At 40.1% G+C, this 21648-nt stretch carries 27 protein-coding genes; 13 read left to right on the top strand and 14 right to left on the bottom strand.

Features of this window, described 5'->3' with window-relative positions:
* Positions 1–34: 34 nt before the first annotated feature.
* Together NSIN_RS06575 and NSIN_RS06570 are read left to right on the top strand one after the other, a co-directional pair.
* The gene (locus NSIN_RS06575) at positions 35–823 is read left to right on the top strand and encodes a proteasome assembly chaperone family protein (RefSeq protein ID WP_101010345.1); all 789 of its coding nucleotides are present in this window, start codon (positions 35–37) and stop codon (positions 821–823) included.
* A gap of 6 nt (positions 824–829) precedes the next feature.
* The gene (locus NSIN_RS06570) at positions 830–1219 is read left to right on the top strand and encodes an Hsp20/alpha crystallin family protein (protein WP_165775274.1); all 390 of its coding nucleotides are present in this window, start codon (positions 830–832) and stop codon (positions 1217–1219) included.
* Between the two features lie 160 nt (positions 1220–1379).
* Here NSIN_RS06570 and NSIN_RS06565 read toward each other — a convergent pair whose 3' ends face one another.
* The 5 genes from NSIN_RS06565 to NSIN_RS06545 form a co-directional block, all read right to left on the bottom strand.
* On the bottom strand, positions 1380–1823 hold the full coding sequence (locus NSIN_RS06565; protein WP_101010341.1) for a universal stress protein: 444 nt from the start codon (positions 1821–1823) through the stop codon (positions 1380–1382).
* Positions 1824–2090 carry a hypothetical protein gene (locus NSIN_RS06560; protein ID WP_245871933.1) on the bottom strand — a complete coding sequence of 89 codons (267 nt, stop codon included), beginning with the start codon at positions 2088–2090 and terminating at the stop codon, positions 1824–1826. It abuts the gene before it with no gap.
* Between the two features lie 3 nt (positions 2091–2093).
* A complete protein-coding gene (locus NSIN_RS06555; RefSeq protein WP_101010338.1) occupies positions 2094–2300 on the bottom strand; it encodes a hypothetical protein in 207 nt (68 codons plus the stop codon).
* A gap of 89 nt (positions 2301–2389) precedes the next feature.
* The gene (locus NSIN_RS06550; protein ID WP_101010336.1) at positions 2390–2719 is read right to left on the bottom strand and encodes a P-II family nitrogen regulator; all 330 of its coding nucleotides are present in this window, start codon (positions 2717–2719) and stop codon (positions 2390–2392) included.
* A 52-nt stretch (positions 2720–2771) separates the two neighbouring features.
* Positions 2772–3101, bottom strand: a complete 330-nt coding sequence (locus NSIN_RS06545) for a P-II family nitrogen regulator (RefSeq protein ID WP_101010335.1) — start codon at positions 3099–3101, stop codon at positions 2772–2774.
* A gap of 113 nt (positions 3102–3214) precedes the next feature.
* Here NSIN_RS06545 and NSIN_RS06540 point away from each other — a divergent pair, with 113 nt between their 5' ends.
* Positions 3215–4465 carry an ammonium transporter gene (locus NSIN_RS06540; protein WP_101010599.1) on the top strand — a complete coding sequence of 417 codons (1251 nt, stop codon included), beginning with the start codon at positions 3215–3217 and terminating at the stop codon, positions 4463–4465.
* A 65-nt stretch (positions 4466–4530) separates the two neighbouring features.
* The gene (locus NSIN_RS06535; protein ID WP_101010333.1) at positions 4531–5007 is read left to right on the top strand and encodes a pyridoxamine 5'-phosphate oxidase family protein; all 477 of its coding nucleotides are present in this window, start codon (positions 4531–4533) and stop codon (positions 5005–5007) included.
* On the opposite strand, the gene gatB is transcribed toward NSIN_RS06535, so the two are convergent.
* From gatB to NSIN_RS06510, 5 genes are all read right to left on the bottom strand, one after another.
* Positions 4996–6393 (bottom strand): Asp-tRNA(Asn)/Glu-tRNA(Gln) amidotransferase subunit GatB, encoded by a 1398-nt coding sequence (gene gatB / locus NSIN_RS06530; RefSeq protein ID WP_101010332.1) that lies wholly within the window; start codon positions 6391–6393, stop codon positions 4996–4998. The genes NSIN_RS06535 and gatB overlap by 12 nt on opposite strands.
* Entirely contained in the window at positions 6390–7841 is a 1452-nt protein-coding gene (gatA, locus tag NSIN_RS06525; protein ID WP_101010330.1) for an Asp-tRNA(Asn)/Glu-tRNA(Gln) amidotransferase subunit GatA, read from the bottom strand. The genes gatB and gatA overlap by 4 nt, the downstream gene beginning before the upstream one ends.
* A complete protein-coding gene (locus NSIN_RS06520; protein WP_133124099.1) occupies positions 7842–8108 on the bottom strand; it encodes a hypothetical protein in 267 nt (88 codons plus the stop codon). It lies immediately after the preceding gene.
* Between the two features lie 11 nt (positions 8109–8119).
* Entirely contained in the window at positions 8120–9430 is a 1311-nt protein-coding gene (aspS, locus tag NSIN_RS06515; protein WP_101010598.1) for an aspartate--tRNA(Asn) ligase, read from the bottom strand.
* A 142-nt stretch (positions 9431–9572) separates the two neighbouring features.
* On the bottom strand, positions 9573–10118 hold the full coding sequence (locus tag NSIN_RS06510; protein ID WP_101010327.1) for an HNH endonuclease: 546 nt from the start codon (positions 10116–10118) through the stop codon (positions 9573–9575).
* Positions 10119–10302: 184 nt separating this feature from the next.
* Here NSIN_RS06510 and NSIN_RS06505 point away from each other — a divergent pair, with 184 nt between their 5' ends.
* The 4 genes from NSIN_RS06505 to NSIN_RS06490 are packed head-to-tail and all read left to right on the top strand — an operon-like array spanning position 10303 to position 13543.
* Positions 10303–11130: a hypothetical protein gene (locus NSIN_RS06505; RefSeq protein ID WP_101010325.1), complete on the top strand. Its 828-nt coding sequence runs from the start codon at positions 10303–10305 to the stop codon at positions 11128–11130.
* A gap of 42 nt (positions 11131–11172) precedes the next feature.
* Positions 11173–12255 carry a 23S rRNA (adenine(2503)-C(2))-methyltransferase RlmN gene (gene rlmN, locus NSIN_RS06500; protein WP_101010323.1) on the top strand — a complete coding sequence of 361 codons (1083 nt, stop codon included), beginning with the start codon at positions 11173–11175 and terminating at the stop codon, positions 12253–12255.
* A 20-nt stretch (positions 12256–12275) separates the two neighbouring features.
* Positions 12276–12491 (top strand): hypothetical protein, encoded by a 216-nt coding sequence (locus NSIN_RS06495; protein WP_101010321.1) that lies wholly within the window; start codon positions 12276–12278, stop codon positions 12489–12491.
* A 26-nt stretch (positions 12492–12517) separates the two neighbouring features.
* A complete protein-coding gene (locus tag NSIN_RS06490; RefSeq protein WP_101010319.1) occupies positions 12518–13543 on the top strand; it encodes a formate--phosphoribosylaminoimidazolecarboxamide ligase in 1026 nt (341 codons plus the stop codon).
* Positions 13544–13545: 2 nt separating this feature from the next.
* On the opposite strand, the gene NSIN_RS06485 is transcribed toward NSIN_RS06490, so the two are convergent.
* Complete coding sequence (locus tag NSIN_RS06485; RefSeq protein WP_101010316.1) at positions 13546–14394, bottom strand: ZIP family metal transporter; 849 nt, start codon at positions 14392–14394, stop codon at positions 13546–13548.
* A 131-nt stretch (positions 14395–14525) separates the two neighbouring features.
* Here NSIN_RS06485 and NSIN_RS06480 point away from each other — a divergent pair, with 131 nt between their 5' ends.
* The 4 genes from NSIN_RS06480 to NSIN_RS06465 are packed head-to-tail and all read left to right on the top strand — an operon-like array spanning position 14526 to position 17190.
* The gene (locus NSIN_RS06480) at positions 14526–14855 is read left to right on the top strand and encodes an ArsR/SmtB family transcription factor (RefSeq protein ID WP_101010314.1); all 330 of its coding nucleotides are present in this window, start codon (positions 14526–14528) and stop codon (positions 14853–14855) included.
* A gap of 38 nt (positions 14856–14893) precedes the next feature.
* Complete coding sequence (locus NSIN_RS06475) at positions 14894–15541, top strand: DsbA family protein (protein ID WP_101010312.1); 648 nt, start codon at positions 14894–14896, stop codon at positions 15539–15541.
* An 11-nt stretch (positions 15542–15552) separates the two neighbouring features.
* Complete coding sequence (prf1, locus tag NSIN_RS06470; protein WP_101010310.1) at positions 15553–16827, top strand: peptide chain release factor aRF-1; 1275 nt, start codon at positions 15553–15555, stop codon at positions 16825–16827.
* Positions 16828–16869: 42 nt separating this feature from the next.
* Positions 16870–17190, top strand: coding sequence for a thioredoxin family protein (locus tag NSIN_RS06465; RefSeq protein WP_101010308.1), 321 nt, complete (start codon positions 16870–16872; stop codon positions 17188–17190).
* Here NSIN_RS06465 and NSIN_RS06460 read toward each other — a convergent pair.
* Complete coding sequence (locus tag NSIN_RS06460) at positions 17182–17595, bottom strand: HIT family protein (RefSeq protein ID WP_101010304.1); 414 nt, start codon at positions 17593–17595, stop codon at positions 17182–17184. The two genes, NSIN_RS06465 and NSIN_RS06460, sit on opposite strands and share 9 nt — an antisense overlap.
* A 105-nt stretch (positions 17596–17700) precedes the next feature.
* Between NSIN_RS06460 and NSIN_RS06455 the strand changes: the two genes are divergently transcribed.
* Positions 17701–18303: a protein-disulfide isomerase gene (locus NSIN_RS06455; protein WP_101010302.1), complete on the top strand. Its 603-nt coding sequence runs from the start codon at positions 17701–17703 to the stop codon at positions 18301–18303.
* On the opposite strand, the gene NSIN_RS06450 is transcribed toward NSIN_RS06455, so the two are convergent.
* Together NSIN_RS06450 and NSIN_RS06445 are read right to left on the bottom strand one after the other, a co-directional pair.
* Positions 18300–19529, bottom strand: a complete 1230-nt coding sequence (locus NSIN_RS06450) for a fibronectin type III domain-containing protein (protein WP_133124098.1) — start codon at positions 19527–19529, stop codon at positions 18300–18302. The two genes, NSIN_RS06455 and NSIN_RS06450, sit on opposite strands and share 4 nt — an antisense overlap.
* 85 nt (positions 19530–19614) lie before the next feature.
* Positions 19615–21546 (bottom strand): hypothetical protein, encoded by a 1932-nt coding sequence (locus NSIN_RS06445; RefSeq protein WP_133124097.1) that lies wholly within the window; start codon positions 21544–21546, stop codon positions 19615–19617.
* Positions 21547–21648 lie beyond the last annotated feature (102 nt).

The raw sequence follows: 21648 nt of genomic DNA, 5'->3' as shown, positions 1-21648 counted from the left end.
ACATGATGGAGATTTCCAACAATGATAATCATTAATGGTAAAGCAGGCATGTTATTTTTATACGTCAAATACAATAAACAACAAGGAAATGCAGAGCTCCAAGATGAAAAAAACAGAATTGGTAAAAACTCCCAGAGTGTTGCTTCTTGGCTTGCCAGGACCTGGGCTGATAGGTACAATGTCAATCACATATGTCATTCATACATTAAAGATGGAATTGATAGGTGAGATACAGGACAGTCCGGCATCCATAATCTTTGTAGACAATGGACAAATGGTAGGTCCTGTACGGATATATCAAAAAGAGAACATTTATGCAATTTTGTCAGACATTCCAATAGATTATGAAAATGCAATAGAGTTTACAGAATCTGTTGTGGATTTTTCAAAAAAGAACCGCATTGATTTGATTGTGTTCTTGTCTGGGATTCATGTTCCAGACAGAGATGTTATGCATTTGAAAACATATGGCTTGGTAACACATGAAAGCCTTGAGAAATTATTGTACGATAATTCCATACCAAAGTTTCTCTCAGGTGTGATAAGTGGCCCTGATGCTACCATTCTGTCATATTTGAGAAGCTCTGCAATACCCACAATTACATTTCATACCGAGTGCAACTATTTCTTTCCAGATCCTGATGCTGCAATGCAGACAATCAAGACTGTTTCCCAAATAATAAAAAAAGAGATAAACCTTGACGAGTTTAAAAAACAAATTGACTATCTGAGATTGCAAAACAGGCAACTCATGGAGGATACATTGAATGTATTACAAGCGCAAAAAGAGCCATCAACTGTTCCCCCGCAGATATACAAGTGATATATGATGAGTGATTTTGGAAAATTCATTGAAAAACAGATGGGCTCGTTTTTTGATGATACAGTCTTTAATGATTTTATCCACAAGGAATTGATTCCCTTGTCTCATCTAAAGGAGAGACATTCCAGTTGGATACTTGACATGGACTTGCCCATGGTGGACAAGAAGAACATAGAGATAACACATTCTGAGGACAGTATTACAATCAAGGCTAAACTGACAAAGACATTTTGTGTTTCAAGAGGAAACACTGTAACAGAGTTTGATTATTTCAAAAAGACCGTCAAGATTCCAGGCGGAGTGGACGCAAAACAAATCTCGGCATCATTTAAGAACGGCATTCTGAGAATCATGATGCCAAAACGAGTCCAGGGCAAGAAGATACCGATAAAATAATTTATTTTGTTTTGTGATTTCCGAGAGTGCAAAATATGCACAATGAATAGTATTTGCTCCAAATGTCACGGGTGCATCCACATTTGCAGTCACATTCTCGAAGCTTCAAGATGTCATCATAGGTTTATCTTCAAAGGAACTGGTATTTGTACGATTTGTACTAGTGCACTATGGTAACAGGGCAGGTGGCGTGCTCTGCAACATGTCTTGCGGTGCTTCCAAATCTCTTCAAGGATGCAATCCCTGTCATCCTCCTGCTTCCCATGATTATAAGATCAACCTTTGATTTTTTTGCTTCTTGTAGGATTGCATTTGAAATGTCATCATGGACAATCTTGTATGTCGCCTTGGAGCCATCCTGTCTGCATTTTTCTGTGACAGACTGCATCTCTTTTTCACCCTTGTCCTTTAGGGTTTTTACAACTTTTTGGTAATTTGTAGAAGCAACTCCTGAAAACAATGAATCGCTGATTGGATAATAATCTGGAACTACAAGCAAGAGATCCAGGCTTGCGTTAAAGTTTCTTGAAATATCTTTTGCTAATTCCAGTGCTTTTTTTGAAAGTGGCGAGCCGTCATACGGAACCAGGATATTTTTTAACAATCAAAACATCTCCTTTATTTTTTTCCTGTATTGTTCAACTAATTTGCCAAACTCTGCAAAATCTTCCTCAGACGGGCTCTGCATACGCATTGCATACTGGGACACAAATACGGTCAATGTGTTTCCCACCATCATGTTGAATATCAATTCTGAAAAATCTTTGACATTGGGAAATGCAACTTTTAGAAATGGAAGATATGTCCTTGTCTGGCCGGTCATTAGTTCCATGTTTTTCTCAACTGCTGTTTTTATGTCTGCAGGTATCACCACCTAGTTCACCAGGGCTATCTTGTGCTGGTCAAATGTATAATGGTGTGAGCACAAAAATACCATCTTTCCGTCAATGCTTCTAGCAGTAATTGAGATTCCGTTTAATTCTTTTTTGCAGACATGACATACAAGCGGCCTGACGTCTGATCTGACAAGTTTTTTCCCGTGTGGAATATACACATCTTGGATGATGAAACTATCTGCCATGTATCAAAGATCGACTCCAACATTATTAAAGTAATGGACAAATTCTCAAAAATGGTTTTTGTATAATACTGCGCGATCTGAAAATTTGACTAGATCGCTTGTTCATTCTCTGCGCCAGTTGCAATATCTACTGCGCGAGACAATTTGTACATGAATATTTTTCCGATTTTTGTATGACTGCGGATTATGTTCACTGTCTCGTTTTCATCCTTGTCTTCCACAATTACGGTAACGATGAACTTGTCTGTAAATTCTGGGATGAATGTCTCGGTGCCCTTTGCTGCATGTAGTGCGGGACCTACAGTCTTGCCTCTTCCCCTTACCTTCATGACTGTAATTCCACCAACGTGTATTTTCTTTAAAGCATCGCTTATTGCGCGAATGTCATTTTGTGGAACGATTGCATCTATCCTAATCATGCTGTACGAACCAGTCTACAGATTTGGGCCTAAATAATATTTTCTGCAAAATCTAGATTGCTTGCTCATCTTTCTTTGGTGTTTGGATGTCGTACGCTTCTGAGATTTGTGTGACAAATATTTTTCCAAATTTTGAAGATGAGCGAATTGCTGCAATGACCTCGTCTTTTTTCTCATCTGCAACTATTACATCAAGGATGAATCTTTCTCCAAATTCTGGAGTAAATACCTCTGTTCCTTTTGATGCATGTATCTCATGGGCCACGGTCTTTCCTCTACCCCAGCCCTTGTATGCGGTGATTCCGCCTACAGACAATTTTTTTAGCGCGTCGCTGATTGATTTTATTTCATTTTCTGGAAGTATTACTTCAATCTTTAGCAAGATGCAAGAGAATAAAATGCGAGATTAAAAAATCTTGTGGCAATTTTATAGATCGATCAAAAGATGTTGAAAAACAAATTTTTTTATACTACGTCTTTTCTATGATAGAAATCTTGCCAATTGATACAGGTGATACAGCCTGGATGCTTATTGCTTCCAGTCTTGTGTTGTTGATGATTCCCGCTTTAGGGTTGTTCGAAGCAGGATTATTACGTAGAAAAAACACTGTATCAATTTTCATGCAAATTTTCTTTGGGTTGGCAATTCTCAGTGTAATGTGGTTTACATTTGGATTTAGTTTGTCATTTGGTCCTGATACCGGAATGGGCCTTACTGGAAACATGGATTGGACATTCCTCAAGAATGTACCGTATGATTCAGGTTTGCATTATGCACCGACAATTCCTGGTGTATTGTTTGCAAAATTCCAGATGATGTTCGCTGTGATTACACCGTTACTGTTAACAGGTGCAATTGCAGAGAGAATGAAGTTTAGCGCGTATGTTATATTCATAGTAGCATGGAGTGGTTTGATTTACTATCCTCTTGTCCACTGGATATGGGGTGGTGGCTGGCTTGGTCAGATGGGAGTAGTAGATTTTGCAGGAGGCATAGTCATCCACACTAGTGCTGGAATGGGTGCACTGGCAGCTGCTATTGCACTTGGAAAGAGACTAAACTATGGTCCTTCCATCATGATTCCACATAGCATCCCAATTGCAGTTTTAGGTTCTTCATTATTATGGCTAGGTTGGTTCGGATTTAATGCAGGAAGTGCATTAGCATCTGGAAGCTTGGCAGGAAATACCATAATCAATACCCACATTGCATCATCAATTTCGGCACTAATCTGGGTAGGCTTGTCATGGATGAGAACAGGTAAGCCAAGTGTCATTGCGGCAATCAACGGTGCAATTGCAGGACTTGCAGGAATTACACCGGCATCAGGATATGTCAGTGTAGAGCATGCATTTGTGCTAGGAATCGCGATAGGAATTGGCTCGTACTTGGCAGTATTGTTCTTCAAGGAGCACTTGGAGATAGACGATGCACTAGATGTAAGCTCAGTCCACGGTGTTGCAGGAATAATTGGTTCACTTGGAATAGGAATCTTTGCAAGTTCACTTGTGAACCCAAGCGGTCCAAACGGACTCTTGTTTGGACACCCACAACAATTGCTCATCCAGGCAATAGGAGTAGGCGTTGCAGGTGTCATGGGATTCTTTGGAACATTTGCCATCATGAAGGTACTAGACAAGCTGATAGGAATCAGGGTTTCACCAAAGGTGGAGGAAGCAGGCTTGGACATCGAAGAGCACGCAGAGCGTGCATATTCTGATGAAGATGAATTTGGCAAGATGTAAGGCGTTATTTTCAAAACAGATAACCTCCAGTCTACTTTAATACATCTGTGAAATAATATCAAATCATGATAAAGATTCCAAGCAAGGTCCAGCAATTGTTCAAGAGCCAGAAAGTCATTGTCGTAGGCTCAGTAGACATCAACGGCCTTGCAAACTTGTCCCCTAGAACTTCGTTTTATTTTACAGATACTGCAGTTTACTGGCTTGACTTTTTCAAACACAAGTCGCAAGGAAATTTCAGGTCCATCCCGTGGGTAAGTGTAGGAGTCTTTGACAGAAAAGACTTGATAGGGTACCAGCTTAAAGGCAAGGTCAGCTTTGTCACGGATTCAAAAGAAAAGTCGAGGATAACTGACATCATTGCACGCTCTGCAACAGGAAAGACATCAAGCAAGATATTTGAGAGAATCAGCCAGAACAAGACGCCTGATGTCATCATGTTTACCCCCAAGGCAGTATATTCTCTTGATCCAAAAGAAGAATCAGGAGTTGCAATAGCAATGGACAAGAGCGGAGAGACTGTATCTCTTTTAGGAAGATAATTTCTTTCTCAAGATTTCAAGCGTAGTTGTGGGGTCGGCTTTTCCCTTGGTCTTTCTCATCACTTTGCCTACAAGATAGTTTATTGTGGCAGGGTTTTGTCTTGCTTCTGCTACTGCCTTTTCTTCCTCTTTGAATACCTCGTCGATTATTTTTTCTATAGAACCTACATCACTTACATGTCCCAAGTCCAGACTTGATATCACATCTGCAAGTGATTTTCCGGTCTTTACCATTTCTTGTAGTGCTAGCTTGCCAGAATTTCGTGTTATCTTGTTTGTAGTTATTGCATCTGCAAGATCAGAGATGTGTTGTGGTGATATCTTGAGCTCTAATTTTTTCTCTCTGGTGTCTGCAAATCCCATCAGGTCTGTTGTTATAATATTTGATACTTCTTTGGCATTTTTTTCATTATGAGATTTGTCAAACAGGTCAGAATAGAATCTGTCAGAGGATAATACGTCTGCTACCTGTGCAGGAATTCCATATTTTGTGATGTATCTTTCTCGTTTTGCAACTATACTTTCAGGCATCTGGTCCTTGATTTTATTTACAGTCTGGCTCTTGATGTTTACAATTGGAATATCAGACTCGGGAAGATATCTGTAATCTTGCTCTTCTTCTTTTGACCTTGATGATACTGTGATTCTTCTTGCTTCGTCCCAGTGTCTTGTCTCTGCTGCAACTTCGATTCCCCTTTCAACAAGGCTTTGCTGTCGCGTGATTTCAAAGTGTAATGCTTTTTCAATATCTCTGAATGAGCCTACGTTTTTGATTTCAACTCTATTTCCGTCACCTTCTGAAATGTTGCCGTCAACTCTCATTGCACCCTCAAGGTATGGGTCTCCAACCCCTATATTTTCAACCAAATCTGCCAAGACATTCAAGAATACACGTACCTGTTTGGGTGTCTCAAAGTCTGGCTCTGTTACAATTTCTACAAGAGGGGTTCCCGCCCTGTTGTAATCAACAAGTGTAAGCATTGATTTTCCTTCATAGACTAGCCTTCCAGGGTCTTCTTCTAACTGGATTCTCCTGATTCTGATTTGCTTTCCTTCAATCTCGATTTTTCCGTCAGAGCCGATGCTTGTGGGTCCGTATGCATTGTACTGGGTAATTTGGAAATTCTTTGGCAAGTCAGGATAGAAATAGTTCTTTCTGAAAAATCCAATCTGCTCTGGAATCTTGCACCCCAGGGCAAGTGATATCATTGCTGCTTTTTCAACTGCCTTTTTGTTTAGCATTGGAAGTGAGCCTGGCAATCCGACACATACTGGACAGATGTTGGTGTTTGGTTCAAGGTTTCTATATTCTGCCTTGCATGAGCAGAATAATTTGCTTTCAAGCTTTGTCAGTTGGCAGTGAATCTCTAATCCAATTCGTGTCATAGAGGTACCTCCGGAAGTGTGACTGTTTGTTGTAACGCATATGCTGCTTGGAGAAGTTTTTTTTCTTCAAATGAATTTGCAAACAACTGCATCCCAATTGGAAGGCCTTCTGTTGATATCTCAAATGGTACTGAAATTGCAGGGATTCCTGACAGGTTTGCGGTGATGGTATTGATATCAGTAAGGTACATCTTGAGAGGATCGTCAATTTTTTCTCCGATTTTAAATGGCAGTATAGGCATGGTGGGTGATATTAGAAAATCAACTTGCTTGAATGCATGGTCTAGTTGTGACTTTATCATTGCTCTAACCTTTTGGGCCTTGAGATAGTATTTTCCATAATATCCCGCAGATAACACAAATGCCCCAAGAAGCATTCTTCGTGTCACTTCGGGTCCGAAATTACTTCGCACCTTTGCAACATACGCCTTGAACTCGTATCCTTCAGTTCCAAAATCAAATCCGTATCTTAGGTTGTCATATCTTGCAAGGTTGCTGCTTGCCTCTGCTGATGCTATTGTATAATATGCTGCAACAGAATGCTGTATGGCATCAAGTGATATTGGGATACATTGTGCGCCTAGGCTTTCTAGTTTTGAGATTGCTCTTTTTGTGGCAGACTCGACTTGCTTGTCTACTCCTTGGCCTATCATTTGAGATATTATTCCAATTTTTTTGCCAGATATTCCTGTTTTGATGTCCTTGACATAGTCAACAGGAGGATTGTTTACTGTGGTATCATCATGTGGGTCATGTCCTGATATTATATTTAGTACAAGACCTATATCTTCCACAGTTCTTGCCATTGGACCTACCTGCTCTATGCTGTTAGAGTATGATACCAGTCCATATCTGCTGATTAATCCATATGTTGGCTTTAATCCTACAACAGAGCAGAAACTTGCAGGACTTCTAACAGAGCCTCCAGTGTCAGAGCCAAGTGATGCAAGACATTCTTTGGCACTAACAGCTACTCCGCTTCCGCCTGATGATCCTCCCGGTACATAATCTGTATTCCATGGGTTTTTGCTTGGGCCAAAATAGCTATGCTCTGTTGTCGAGCCCATTGCAAACTCGTCAAGATTTGCCTTGCCAATTATTATGGCATCTTGTGATTTGAGTCTAGATATTACTGTAGCATCATAGGGTGAGACAAAATTTTCAAGAATCTTTGATGCACATGTTGTTTTGAGTCCTGCAGTACAGATGTTATCCTTGATTGCAATTGGCATTCCAAAAAGAATTCCTGTTTTTTCTTTGGCTTTGATTTTTTTGTCAATCTCTTTTGCTTTTGCTAGAGCACCCGTATTGTCTACTGAGATAAATGCGTGAACTTTGCTTTCAACTTGAGATATTCTGTCTAGTGTCTTTGCTACAAATTCTTCTACTGATATAGTGCCATCTTTGGCTTGCGATACAAATTCTGTGGCAGAGATTCCTAGATTCATTTAAACCATTTTTGGTGCGCGGATGAAATTGTTTGGGTCTTTTTTTAGGTGTTCAATCAGAGAATCAGAATATGGAATGTACTTGTCGTCTCGCAATGCATCTGCATCAACCTGTCTTCGCAGGATATCATCAGAGTCAAACTCGACGCTGTCAAGGCTGTCAAAATATTTTATGATTTGCTCTACCTGTTTGATGTGTTTTTCAGGTTCTTTTAGATCTACTTTTACAAGGTCTCCAAGGTGCTCTATCTCTTTTTTTTCTACCATGGTATTTCCCACTATGGTGTCAGTCTGTCCACATCTCGTGGGTAGAATGTTGCGTCACGAATGTTCTCAGTGCCTGTAAGTGCCATCATCAGTCTTTCCAGTCCTATTCCACATCCTGCGTGAGGAGGAACCCCATAATCAAATACTCTCAAGTGATAATCAAATGCATCAAGCTTGAATCCCTTGTTCTTCATCCTCTCTTCAAGTTCGTTTCTTTTTTCAATTCTTGTACTGCCTGATGATAGCTCCAGGTCGCCAAACATCAAGTCAAATGATTCTGATGTCTTGTCATTGTCGCTTTTTGCTTTGACATAAAATGGTTTTGGTGCCAAAGGCCAGTCCTTGATAAAGTAAAATCCTGTGAGGTTTATTTTTTTGAGCTGTGACGGATACAGGTCGTCTCCCCACTTTGTCTTGGCTCCCGCATTTTGCATTTTTTCTACAAGTTCAGTATAGGTGTATTGCGGTATCTTGTCAGGAATTTCAGGTATCTTGTAATCAGTACTTTTCGTCTTCTCACAATATTCTTTTACTGTAGTAATTGATCTTTTGATGATATTTTCAATGTGTCCCATGATATCATTGTAATCTGAGAATGCTTCTTCAAGGTCTATTGAGATTGCCTCTGAGAGATGTCTGTTAGTTCTTGATGCTTCTGCACGAAATATTGGTGCAATCTCAAATACTTTTTCAAATGACAGTGTGAGCTGTTCCTTGTACAACTGGGGGCTTTGTGCAAGAAATGCCTCCTTGTTATAGTAAAATATTGGAAACAAGGCTGCACCTCCTTCTGTTGCAGTTGCAATCATCTTTGGTGTGTTTACTTCAAGGAATTGTTTTTCATATAGATAATCTCGAATTGATTTTAGCACCAGGCTTCGCATCTTGAATACGTGTTGCAGTATGTTTCGTCGAAGGTCTACTGCACGAAGCTCTAGTCTTGTATCAATATTTGGTACTGTTTTTGTCTGCCATGTAAATGGGGCAATTTTTTCAACTTGTGAGAATACCCGTAGCTCTGTAGGTGCAATCTCTACTCCTTTTGGTGCCTTGGGTGATGGTTTTACGGTACCCTTGACTGCAATTGTTGATTGCTCTTTTAGCTTGACTAGAGTTTCTTTGATATCGTCAGGGCAGACTCCTGCTTTTGCAGTAATTTGCATCTGGCCTTGCTTGTCGTTTAACAGTATGAATACTAGGTTTCCATGGTCTCGAACACTTGAGATCCACCCCATGACAGTTACTTGTTTTCCGTCCATGGATGGGTCCAGCTGGTCAGAATATGTTGTTCTGCGCCAGTCTCCAAGTTCTGTGCCTATCATGTTTTCATCAAATGTGACTTGTCTAGTGTTAATTTGTGTTACCATGAGGAGATTTGGTGTATTTGGTAGGTCGATCTTTCTGATAAATGGGTAAAAATGGACATTTTTTGAAAAAATAGGGTTAACTAATTTACAAAGAGGATCAATCTAAATTACGACTTTTAACGTCGTGACAATTCGGACAAAGGGCTTGACAATTATCAGAAGAATTATTGTTTCTATTTCCATCGATGTGATCGAATTGAAAAGAAGCAGAATGTTTTTCACAGTTTGCACATTTTCCTTTCTGCTTTTCCAAAACTTCATCCTTTATCAATTGTGAAAATCCTCTTCTAATGTTGTTAGAGGAACCAAGATTAGGTCTATCAGAAAAGTAATTTCGCGGAACTAGATTATGGCGTATGGCATAATCTTGAATTTGTTCATAGGTTATCTCTTTTTTCTTCATATGATCCCAAATGAAATCTTCGAAATCTCCCCTATCAGGCGGATAATAATTTTGAATTGTCCCTCCTTTCACAGGGTATTCTTCACCGTATTTTCTCCATGGTTTAGGCTCCTTTCCAATAACATTTTGACAGAGTTTCTGCATATCATCCAACTCATACTTTTTCAAGAGAATCTTCACCTTATTCTCAAGTTCTTTTCTGGCTTGTTTTTCCTCTTTGGATGTAAATAATCCTGTCAAATGTTTATCAGAATTATTTTTCTGATACTAAAAAATAAATAATTCCCAACAAATCATAATGTATTCTATAACATAGACAGTACGAATTTTTGTTCGTAATCGAGAGAGATCCTTTTCTACTCCTTGTCGATATATTTGTCTGATTTAGCATCAATTATTTATTGGGAATTATTTGTAAAAATTCTTGAAAAATTTCATTCTATTTCTTCTTGTATTGAGCCTAGTCATATGTAGTACAACCCCTTCTTTTTCCCAAGATTACAACATCCCATCATGGATAAAGAAAAATGCCAAGTTTTGGTCAGAAGGAACAATTCAGGATAATGATTTTACAAAAGGAATTGAATATCTAGTACAACAAGGAGTAATCAAGATCCAATCTATACCCAAAATGCAAGCAACTTCAAAGCACATCCCAAAATGGATAAAAAACAATGCGGAACAATGGGTAAATGGGACCATCAATGATTCAGATTTTGTCAAAGGAATAGAGTATCTAGTACAAACAGGAATCATACAGACAAATGCCACACAAAAATCAGAACAAAATTCTCAAACAGTGACACCTGATATCATTCCAACTACATGTACTGCTCAAGAAGACGGAATTTTACCAGATCCAAATTGTACACCAGGGGCAATCGACCCACGTGTGACACAAGATAACATTGACTCTACAATATGCGTTCCAGGATACACCAAGACTGTAAGACCGCCAGTATCATACACAGAGCCACTAAAACTCAAGATGATGGACGCATATGGATTTACAGACAGTCCAAAAAACTATGAGTTTGATCATCTAATTCCATTAGAGGTAGGAGGAAACCCAACTGATATCAAAAATCTTTGGCCAGAGCCACACAATACAACTCCAAGTTCATTTGACAAGGACAAGTTTGAAAACTATCTACACAAGCAAGTCTGCTCTGGTACAATGGACTTGGCAACTGCACAAAACCAAATAGCGACAAACTGGGAAAAATACTGGCAAGATGCAGGAAGACCATAACTTCACAAGAGTCATATCTGCAAAACCATATCAAAAAGACAAATGCCAAGTTTGTACAGATTATTACCTGAGGAAATTGATGATCTAGTCGCAAACCTAGGACAGCCACGATATCGTGCAGACCAGTTGCTCCATTCCTTGTATCATAATTTTCCAAGAAAAATCTCAGACCTAAAACAGATTCCAACCGCCATGCGAGACGCATTGACATCATTGGGATATACCATAGGTCAAGAAGATGAGATAAGCCAGATTGTAAGTGAGGACGGACATACCACAAAACTTCTACTCAAGTTTGATGATAAAACAATGATTGAGACAGTACTGATGCAATACGACCCAAGACAAGACAAGACACATCCACGATCAACCGTATGTGTGTCAACCCAAGTTGGTTGTCCCATGGGCTGTGTCTTTTGTGCAACAGGTCAGATGGGTTTTGAAAAAAATCTCAAAGCCGAAGAGATTGTCTGCCAAGTACTTCACTTCTCCAGGATTTTACAGAAAAGAAAAGAGCATGTCACAAACTTAGTCTTTATGGGTATGGGGGAGCCACTTGCAAACTATGATGAGACAATTCGAGCCATCAAAATTCTGACACATGAGAGGGCATTTGGTCTAGGACAGAGAAACATTACAATCTCAACAGTAGGTGTCATATCAGGAATTGACCGTCTTGCAGATGAAAACATCCAGGTAAAGCTTGCCATATCCTTGCATGCTCCAAACAACCAGTTGAGAAAACATCTTGTGCCAACTGCAGGACCACACTCAGTTGAAGATTTGATTTCAGAAGCAAAACGTTATTTCAAAAAAACAGGCCGTCGTGTTACTTTTGAATATGCACTAATTGATGGAATCAACGATTCAAACCAGGTAGCATCAGAACTTGCAAGCCTGCTCAAGGGAAACGGAGCACACGTAAACTTGATCCCGATGAACCCCACAGCCGGAGGATACAGCCGTCCTGCCAGAAAACGAGTCTTGGCATTCCAACAGATACTCCGTGATGGAGGTGTAAACTGCACAGTCCGCGTGGAAAAAGGAGTAGAAATTGCAGCCGCTTGCGGTCAGTTGAGAACTGATACAATACAGAAGATCAAGCCTACAAAACCTCTAAATTAAAAAGACAGAGTACCAAATTCATGGTCCTCTCAAGCAAGGAAAAAACTGCAATAATTGTATCTCACTTGGTTCGAGTATATTCAGAAAGGGCAGAGCAAGGCGAAGTACCGCAGAACCAATCAGTGATTGATTTTATCATAAAAAATATCCCTCAAGAATACAAGCAAGACCTGTCCATGGACTTGATCGATGATGTTTTTGCATTTATCTCAACTAGACCCATGGAACTTTCATAAATAACCGCAAAAATAGGTTTGATATCATGACATCAATTGCAACACTTGGCTCACATTGTGCACTCCAGGTCCTCAAAGGTGCAAAAGACGAGGGTTTCAAGACAATTCTAGTATGTGAAAAAAGACGTGAAAGACTATACAAGCGATTCCAGTTTATCGATGAATATGTTCTGGTTGATTCATTTAAAGAAGTAATGGAGCAAAGATGCGCCAACATTCTAAAAGAAAATAATGCAATAATAATTCCACATGGAACCCTGATTGCCCAGATGGATTCATCAGAGATTGAATCCATCAAGACTCCAATTTTTGGAAACAAGTGGATTCTACGATGGGAGTCAGACAGGAACATGAAAGAAAAACTCATGGTAGAATCAAAACTAAAAATTCCACAATCACTGCCAGGACCTGAACATATCAAGGGATTGACAATTGCAAAAAGACACGGTGCAGCAGGAGGAAAGGGATATTTTCTTGCAACAAACCAGGAAGATTACATCAAAAAGCGTGACAAACTAGTAAGAGATGGAATTATCAGAGGAGATCAAGACTTGTACTTGCAAGAGTATGCTCTTGGAGTGTCAGCATATTTACAGTATTTCTATTCTGAATTATCAGGTGAGCTAGAATTTTTCGGCGTTGACAGAAGATATGAATCAGACATTGACGGTCTTGGTAGGATTCCAGCTCAGGAGCAAATTGATGTTGATTTGATTCCGTCATTTAATGTGGTAGGCAACAGCCCTCTGGTATTAAGAGAATCATTGTTAGAAGACGTCTACGCAATGGGCGAGAGATTTGTAGATGCTGCAAAAAGACTTGTCGCCCCTGGTATGCCAGGACCATTCTGCCTGGAAGGAGTCTATGATGAGAATGGGAAATTTACCGCATTTGAGTTTTCTGCGCGCATAGTTGCAGGTACCAATCTCTATGTAGACGGTTCCCCATATTCGTCACTTCTCTATAACGAGCCAATGAGCATGGGAAGAAGAATAGCAAGAGAGGTCAAAAATGCCGAAAGCAAGAATAGCATCTCAAAGATAGTTACTTGATACTAAGCTCCGCCAAGTGTCACTATAAGATCAGTGATAAATCCGGCACACAGACCAACAAAGATTCCAATCATCATTACATTGTTAGTTGTATGTTTTCGTCCTGAATTGTACATCAGCATGGAGACATAGACTAGCGCACCTCCTGCCATTGACAAGAACAAGATGTATGCAATGTCTGATATCCACAAACTACCAAGCATTGTTCCAACAAATGTAGGGCCTCCTCCAATAAGCCCTACCTTGGCAAGAAACTTGGCATTTGGCCTCTGCAATATTCCTGTCAATGGTCCTGCAATTCCAAATCCTTCTGTTGCATTATGAGCTCCAAATCCTATAATCAATATTATAGCAAGTCCAATTTCTCCTGCAACATAAGACTGACCTATTGCCAGTCCTTCACTGAAATTATGTGCACCAATTCCTACTGCAATCATTGTTGCAAGCTTGTATGCATTTGCTTCATGGAAGAGTTTGTGTAAGTGATCATCCCCTTCCTTTAGATTTTCAAGTGATAAAATCTGCGGAAAACTTTTTGTCATAAATTTTGATTCATATATCATCAGTCCAAGCAATCCAATTGCAATTCCTCCAAACAATGCGGCAAGATCAACTACTGCGATTCCCACAGGGCCTTTTCCTGCTGCCGCATCTGTTGCTGCAGTTGATGCAGTCTCCCATCCATGACTGAACACATCAATTATCAAAAATACCAGGATTCCAAGTGCAAATGCATTAAGGAACCCCTTCTTTTTGTGACTGAGGTTTTGAAGTGCTGCAACTGGCAACCCTAGGAATATTGTAAATCCCGCTATGGCACCAAGAACCAATAGCTGCCAGTAATCAATCAATGTAATTTTATTAGGATAAGCTAACTTTATTTAAATCACTAACTAGTTCCAAAAACTTGGAACCAGTCATTCTAAAGACATAGAATAACTCGTGTCGTTTAAATAGTTAGGCTTGCCTAATTCAAAAAATATTGAAGAAAAAAGTTCCACTGTCGCAATTAAAAAAATATGACATTAACCAGAAAATTTTGGAAGCGCTTGCAGATGTGCAATCACGTTCCATATTGTTTTCAATAGTAAAAGAAGGCATGACGGCATTGGAGTTGTCAGAAAAGTACAGGATTCCGTTAAGCTCAGTGTATAAAAAAATTGCAGATCTTGAGGAGCTGACACTTGTCAAGGTGGACAAGTGGGTGCTCTCAGAGAGCGGAAAAAAATTCAAGGTCTACAAGAGCAGGATAAGCAGGGCGGAAATCAGCATAAAAAAACCCGAGCCTACAATAACTCTCAGCCCAAACTAGTCAAATAGTTAATATTCAAAGAAAATTCATTTAAAAAAGTGAAAAGAATCTATTTTGTAGCAATACCAATAGTCATTACAATAATTGCCGTATTATACATGACAACTCCGCATGAGAGCAAGTCAAATGAGTTGACACCACAGATGCTTGTGCAAAATGGCTCGCCAATGCTAGGTGATCCAAATGCCAAGGTAACAATAGTAGAGTTTGGAGATTATCAATGTACATACTGCCACCTATTCCATCAAAATACAAAAGATGCATTGCTTCAACAATATGTCGATACCGGCAAGGTCAACTTTGTATTCCGGGACTATCCACTAAATGGTCCTGACTCTGTCTTTGCTGCAGATGCGGCATATTGTGCAGGAGACCAGGGCAAGTACTGGCAGTACCATGACGAGTTGTACAAAAACTGGGGAGGAGAAAAAACTGGATGGGTAAACCAAAAGTCTCTTGATACATTTGCCACAACAGTGGGACTTGACTTGAGTACATTTGACAAGTGCTTGTCTGACAATAAATATGAGCAAAAGGTGCTTGACAATCAAAAATTCGGAAACACTATAGGCATTGATGGCACACCGTCATTTGTGGTGTTCAACTCCAAGGACATCACAAAGATAGTCGGAGCCCAGCCCTTGTCGGTATTCCAGCAAGTCATTGATAAATTCCAAACTAGTTAACTGGTGATATTATGGTCAAGCCCAAGATTGAAAAACAAGATTCTGTAAAATTATACAAGCTTCGAAAGATGCTTGAAGAATTGTCTGATCATTCAGGACGCGGTACTGAATTAATCACGCTATATGTCCCTCCGAAAAAGGCGTTGCATGAAGTCATAAACAACCTAAGAGAGGAGCAAGGCACTGCAGACAATATCAAGTCTGACCTTACAAGGACTCATGTTGTTGATGCATTGTCTAGGGTAATCCAGAGACTCAAACTCTACAAGTCAACTCCTGATAAGGGCCTTGTCATGTTTTGCGGTGCACTTCCACCGCCAGGTGGTGGACCCATTGGAAGTGAGGTAATCAAACTATTTGAGATAGAGCCTCCAAAAGAGTTGCAGACATTCCTGTACAGGTGCGATGATCATTTCCATGTTGACATTCTAAAAGACATGCTAAAAGACGACAACATGATTGGATTTTTGGCACTTGATGCAAAAGATGCAGGATGGGGACTGTTGCGCGGAGACAAGCTAGACGTATTGTCTGAGACATCATCAGGTGTAGCAGGAAAGCACAGACAGGGAGGCCAGTCTGCAAGAAGATTTGAGAGACTCAGAGAGATGGAATTAAACGAATACTATAACAGAGTTGCGCATACCACTAGAGAATATTTCATCGACATTTATCCAGTAAAAGGCCTCATAGTGTCAGGCCCCGGACCCACAAAGGAGAATTTTCTTAAAGAAAATTATCTGGAATACAGATTGCAAAACAACGTACTTGCTACACTTGACTGCTCGTATGCAGGTGCAGAGGGAGTCCGAGAGGCATTCACCAAGGCTCATGACATTTTGAATGATTATAGAATGGTAGAAGAAAAGAAGTTGGTTGACAAGCTGTTCAGCGATATTCATTTCTCAAGAGGCCTTGCAATTTACGGCTTGAATGACATTATTGATCTTCTCAAAAGAAACGTGGTGCAAACAGTATTAATCACAGATGACACCAATTTGAGAAAAATAGACATTACTTGTAAGAGGTGTCAGAATGTACAGACAGAGATACTTGACCGTGCAAAAGTAATCCCGAGAATTCAAGAGTTGCTAAGCAAGCCATGTCCAAGCTGCAAGAGCATGGATTTAGAATCATCAGAGCGAGATATTGTAGATTATCTTGACTTGCTTGCAGGCCAGGCAGGTGCCAAGGTGGAGGTAATCACAGGTGCAACAGAGTATGGTACAATGCTGTCAAGCATTGGCAAGGTCGGGGCATTTTTGAGATACAATCCAAACCAATAGTCAAAACATATCTCTAAATAATTTCCAGAGTTGTATTATACCATGGAGCATGTAAAACCAGAAGAATTTGATTCAAAGGTTTTGTCAAGCAATAAAAAGTCAGTGGTATTATTTTATGCTACATGGTGCCCATATTGTGCCAACTTTAAACCCACGTTCGAGTCAGCCAAGATTGAAAAGGCAAACAAGTTTGGCTCCATCATAGATGAAGATGAAAACCCACTCTGGGACAGATTCAACATCCAAGCAGTTCCTACAATGATTGTCTTTGAGAATGGTAAAATAATATCAAGAAAGGATGCAAAGAAAAGTATTGGCCTGACAAAATCAGACATGGACTCTATTGTATCAGAATTATCTTGATGAGATATTGTCTCGAATCTTTTTTGCAAGAGTGTCAAGATCGCCATTTGATGCAATCATCCTTCTTGCCCAAGTGTTTCCAACTTTTTGGTATCTTGGAATTACGTGAACATGTACATGAGGGATTATCTGGTTTGCAGACTTGCCATTGTTCTGTCCAATGTTAAAGCCGTCTGCACCTGTTGCTGCAAGTATTCCTCGCGCAACTATCGGGACTCGTGAAAACAATTGGCCTACCTCGTCATTTGACATGTCTATTATTTTTTCATGGTGTAGTTTTGGCATTACAAGTGAATGGCCATTTTGTATTGGGTACTTGTCCATTATTGCAATGTGGGAATCATCTTCATAGATAATGTGCGCATCTTGTTTTCGTTTTACGATGTCACAGAACAGGCAGTCCATGGTACATGGCATTATCGTATTTTATTTATACTCACCTTCACATTCTCAAAAAGAGTCAAGCCTGTTAGATACTGTTATTTAGGGTAAAAATTTGAGTTTTTTCAAATGGGAAGAAAGGATAGAGAAGAGCGCGATCAAGAACGCGAGAGCTTTTATCAAAAAAGACAAAAGACCCAGTTCAAGAACAAGGCAATTGCCATAGGAATTTTGGCAGGAATTGTCGCAGTACTTGGAATTTCAAGTTACAACTTTTACGTATTATCATCACAGGTGACACCACAAGGAGAGCCTCCTGGTTCAGGACCTCTTGGCGGAATTCATATCCATGCAGGGTTGTTGACAATGATATACGGACAACAGTTTGATTATTCATCTGCAGCATACCAGATAAAGAGTCCATACATTGGTTTCCAGAAAGGAAATGGTGAGACGGTTCACATGATGGCAGCAAATGTAACAATGGGATTCCTCTTTGATTCACTGCATATAGGACTAGATGACAAGTGCTTTACATTCCCAGACAAGAGATCATTTTGTACTGATGACAAGTACACACTAAAGTTCTATGTCAACCACCACCAGATACCAAGCCTTAGAAATTACGTCTTCAAGGACCATGACAGAATCCTGATATCTTATGGCAACGAGAATGAAACTCAGATTAATTCTCAGCTAGACAGATTAGATGGATTCCAGTTGATAACTTAGGGCTCTGAGAGTTCGTCTTTTATCTCCTTGAACTGCTCAAGTGTTATCTCTCCTTTTGCCAATCTGTTTTTGAGTATGGCCAGGGCATAGTCTTCATCTTCTTTTTCTTTTTCAGAGGCGGCATCAACATGTGGAGTAGGCACTGGGGGTGATTCTTTTTTGATGCGCGGCATAGATGGCGCTAGTTTCTTTCTTTGATACAGTATGAATACAACAATGCCTACTCCGACAAGAGCAATTGCAGGATAAATTACATTATTCCAGTTCACAGGAATTGAAACTGGACCCTGTGTAGTGTTGCCAGAACTTGCAGATGGAAGATTAGATGATACATCTTCTACTGACATGCTTTCAGTAAGGTTGATGCTTTGCTGGGTGTTTCCTTGCAGTGAGCCGCCTGATGATTGGGGTGTTTGGCCATTTAGTATGGCTTGCAATCTTTTTGCGTCCTCTAGCCTTTGCTTGATTAGCTCATCTAATGAAAGTGAGGAAGAGTTGCCTTGAGAACCAGAAGAGCTAGTAGTTGTGGAAGATGTAGATTGATTAGATGCCAGTGTTGATGCAGTAACCACGTTTGATGGGTCACTTGGCCCTGCTGGGTTTATTGCCACTACCCTATACGAATAGATTGTACCAGGTGCAAGCCCGGTGTCAGGATAAGACGTAACTGTGTTTATTACGTTTGGTGCAACCGTAGTCCATGTGGCACCATTGTCTGCAGAACGGTCAACTCTATAACCCGACAGTGCAGCACCTCCAGTATTTGTGGGGGCAGACCAGCTGATATCAATCTCAGTTGATGATGGAACAGAGGCTGTCAATGATAGCGGAGAAGATGGGATTACAGGAGAGCCGTCAGGAGAAAATATGAAATTTGCAGTCTTGCCGTTTTCCTTTGTTGCTATAAATGCAGTTGCATTGTATGTTCCCTTGAGTGTAAATTGTTGCGAATATGATTGGTCACTAGTATCAAGACTTACTTGAAAGTGGTGAGTACTATCTGCCATACCTGATAGCAATGTGATGAATTTGTTGGTGGGATCAAATACAATTATTGTAATATTTGGGGGATCAGTGTCTGCAGTACTTCCAGTAAAGATAATTTTACTGCCCCCCTTGTAGAACGGGGCACTAGTGCTAAGTGATGTGACTTCAGCATATGCTGGAATTATTGAAAACAGTATCATGATTGATGGTATTACGAAAAGCAAATGCCGTGTATCCATACCCAAGAAACAATCATTTCTAATTATTAAAAACTCAGTAGAATTGGTTAGAAGTGTTAATTAAACTAAAAAAATTTGACTGAGTCTAGCCTGAACGTGATGCTGTGAACTGTCCTTGTATTGTCAGGGTTCCAACATCTCCACTAAATGTACCCCTTAGCAAGTCTGATGTGAATTGGCCGCTGATAGTCACCCCTTCTACAGTTCCCCTAAAACCAGATCCAAAGATATTTGCATCAAGTGCACCTCCCTGAAATTGAAACCGTTGTTGGCAAATTGGTTTGCCAGATACAGTAAATGATGCAGGAGAAATATTTCCTGTAAGATGTGTGCCATCTTGTTGCAGAGTCAATGTCAGCGGTCCTTGGAATGTGCAGACTTCGGTGGTGTCTCCAGTACCTGGTTCATAGTAATCAAAAGATACAGTTCCTTGTGCAGTACCTGCCCAGTTTCCAGTGAGATCTTTTGCAACAGCATTAGAACCTCCCGTATTTCCTGACGAACCCGTGTTGGTGCCTTGCTGGTTTGCAGGGTTACCTTGTTGCTGGTTTGCAGGGTTGCCTTGTTGTGGGTTTACAGGATTTGGATTAATGAGCCCGTTTTGAACCAAATATTGAAGGCCTTTGACAAAATCATCATCTGAGATTTGTCCCTGTGACCATAATTTTGCAGTTGTCTTTATCCAAGAAGGCACTCCCGTAGTGATTTGCGAGTTTACCTGAGTTGAAGGCACGGTAATAATTCCTTGTTGAATCAGGTATTGAATTCCCTTGATAAATTCGTCATTTCCAATATCTCCTTGCGACCATAGCTTTGCAGTAGTCTTTACCCAGCTTGGAGGAGCAGCATGACTTGTACTAGCGACAGAAGATATTTGCGACCAACCGTTTGGCGTCATTGTAAATGATACACTTACAGAATCAGTAGCATTGTAGATTTTCATACCAAGTAGCCAATCAAGAAGAATTCCAGTCTTTGAATCATAGTGGAGTGTTTGATCAACTTGTGTGGTCATTACGCCAGATGCAGTCTTGCTAGATGTAAGCTCAAACACGTTGATGTTACTTCCAAGAATGTTTTCTTGTTTTATCGAGGTTAGTGTGACCTTGTTTGGGTTTGACGCAGTTGACAATGGCGAGTCAAAAACATCTCCAACTTGAGAATTGATTGGTATTGCAGTAGAGTGAGATTGCGAGAGACTAGAATCTCCAATATCAGTGTGTCTCCCTAGAACTTGGACTTCGCTGTGTGTAGTGATGTCACTTGATGAAACTTGGGTAACAGTTTCTTTTATCCAGTCAATGTCATCAAGTGAGTTTAGTTGTTGGCCTACCATGCCAGAAAACATTTTTGTCATGATTGCCTCGACTTGTTGTTTGGTGACTGCATCGTTAGAATCTACTTGAAGATGCATCTTGTATTGCACCCATTCTCCTTGCAGCAATCCATAATTAGAGTAATCAGATGATGTGGATGACAGGCTTGTTGTAGAAATTATAGTTCCAGATGCAGAGATTTTTTGATTGTTTATTCCGGTAAATGTTATTGTTATTTTGTCTGATGGTTCTGCACGAATCTGGGCAGTTGCAGAGTCACACACAGGAGTGCATTTTGAAGTAATTCCAGTAATACCAGGCATTCCAGATGCGCCACTTGCAGAAGGATCCCCCGTTAATGTAACAGCGCCTGTAAAGATGCCGCTGCTAGGTTTTGTTTCTGTCAGACTGATTGGAATGCATGCTTCATTGGTACATGCCATGACTATGCCCTGTCCGTTAATCCCTATGACATCAGCTTGGTTAGGATCCAAGTCATACTCTGGTGCAACAATTGCCACACCCACTATGCTTGTCCAATTGTATGTAGTCTGATCAAGTTCAATTACATCTTGGGTCGCATAGACATTGCCAATTGCAAATGTGCTTGCACCAAGACAAAGCGCCAATACCAAAACAGTTGAAATAATCAGGTTTCTAGTGTTATTTTTCGATCTTGAACCCAAAGACAAAAGTTTCATTCGTTGTATAGAACGAGTGTCAATATATAAGAAAAGTGTAAAATTATCAGCGATAATAATGATGATATTACAAATACGGTGTGATTCTGTCTGTTGTAAAAT

The sequence above is a fragment of the Candidatus Nitrosotalea sinensis genome, from assembly GCF_900143675.1.
In the GTDB taxonomy this organism is placed as follows: domain Archaea; phylum Thermoproteota; class Nitrososphaeria; order Nitrososphaerales; family Nitrosopumilaceae; genus Nitrosotalea; species Nitrosotalea sinensis.
This window is presented reverse-complemented; position numbering and strand designations above follow the sequence as displayed.

Coding starts and splice junctions, on each gene's coding strand:
- NSIN_RS06495 (WP_101010321.1), top strand. CDS start 12,276: ATGGTCCTCTCAAGCAAGGAAAAAACTGCAATAATTGTATCTCACTTG.
- NSIN_RS06450 (WP_133124098.1), bottom strand. CDS start 19,529: ATGGATACACGGCATTTGCTTTTCGTAATACCATCAATCATGATACTG.
- NSIN_RS06460 (WP_101010304.1), bottom strand. CDS start 17,595: ATGGACTGCCTGTTCTGTGACATCGTAAAACGAAAACAAGATGCGCAC.
- rlmN (WP_101010323.1), top strand. CDS start 11,173: ATGCCAAGTTTGTACAGATTATTACCTGAGGAAATTGATGATCTAGTC.
- gatB (WP_101010332.1), bottom strand. CDS start 6,393: ATGACACGAATTGGATTAGAGATTCACTGCCAACTGACAAAGCTTGAA.
- NSIN_RS06555 (WP_101010338.1), bottom strand. CDS start 2,300: ATGGCAGATAGTTTCATCATCCAAGATGTGTATATTCCACACGGGAAA.
- prf1 (WP_101010310.1), top strand. CDS start 15,553: ATGGTCAAGCCCAAGATTGAAAAACAAGATTCTGTAAAATTATACAAG.
- NSIN_RS06570 (WP_165775274.1), top strand. CDS start 830: ATGAGTGATTTTGGAAAATTCATTGAAAAACAGATGGGCTCGTTTTTT.
- NSIN_RS06535 (WP_101010333.1), top strand. CDS start 4,531: ATGATAAAGATTCCAAGCAAGGTCCAGCAATTGTTCAAGAGCCAGAAA.
- NSIN_RS06490 (WP_101010319.1), top strand. CDS start 12,518: ATGACATCAATTGCAACACTTGGCTCACATTGTGCACTCCAGGTCCTC.
- NSIN_RS06455 (WP_101010302.1), top strand. CDS start 17,701: ATGGGAAGAAAGGATAGAGAAGAGCGCGATCAAGAACGCGAGAGCTTT.
- NSIN_RS06575 (WP_101010345.1), top strand. CDS start 35: ATGGTAAAGCAGGCATGTTATTTTTATACGTCAAATACAATAAACAAC.
- NSIN_RS06550 (WP_101010336.1), bottom strand. CDS start 2,719: ATGATTAGGATAGATGCAATCGTTCCACAAAATGACATTCGCGCAATA.
- NSIN_RS06445 (WP_133124097.1), bottom strand. CDS start 21,546: ATGAAACTTTTGTCTTTGGGTTCAAGATCGAAAAATAACACTAGAAAC.
- NSIN_RS06465 (WP_101010308.1), top strand. CDS start 16,870: ATGGAGCATGTAAAACCAGAAGAATTTGATTCAAAGGTTTTGTCAAGC.
- aspS (WP_101010598.1), bottom strand. CDS start 9,430: ATGATAGGCACAGAACTTGGAGACTGGCGCAGAACAACATATTCTGAC.
- NSIN_RS06520 (WP_133124099.1), bottom strand. CDS start 8,108: ATGGTAGAAAAAAAAGAGATAGAGCACCTTGGAGACCTTGTAAAAGTA.
- gatA (WP_101010330.1), bottom strand. CDS start 7,841: ATGAATCTAGGAATCTCTGCCACAGAATTTGTATCGCAAGCCAAAGAT.